1 protein-coding gene is annotated in these 348 nt (G+C 45.1%); it reads right to left on the bottom strand.

The genetic code is table 11. From position 1 onward, the window contains the following. On the bottom strand, window positions 1-258 hold a 258-nt coding region (locus GOU96_RS18465; protein ID WP_324702136.1), incomplete at its 3' end, for a helix-turn-helix domain-containing protein. Between the last annotated feature and the right edge of the window lie 90 nt (window positions 259-348).

Genomic DNA, 348 nt, shown 5'->3' with positions numbered 1-348 from the left:
AAAGTGCATAACTTGATCATATTGTTGTTGAGTGATGCGCTTATTACGTCTAGATTTGCTGCGTCTTGTCCGAGTGCGTTGGTCGGCTTTGAAAGCCCGGTAGGCACCGTCGTAAGCACAGCGATTACGAGCAATTTCGCGAGAAATCGTACTCTTATGGCGTCCGGTAAGCCGAGCGATCTCAGCCAAGCTAAGGCCTTGCTTTTTATATGCTGCGATTGTATATCTGTCACCCTCGGTGAGCTGCTTATAAGTCATGATTTTTCACTTCTTGGCGGGAGGAAAAATAGGGATTATGGCAGCTCATTGTTTTATTGATAAGCGTTGCACTTAGTATATGAATCCAAG

The organism is Vibrio sp. R-1 (assembly GCF_035615595.1).
Taxonomy (GTDB): Bacteria; Pseudomonadota; Gammaproteobacteria; order Enterobacterales; family Vibrionaceae; genus Vibrio; species Vibrio cholerae.
Note: the sequence above shows the minus strand (reverse complement) of the source record. Positions and strands in the feature narration are given on the sequence as shown.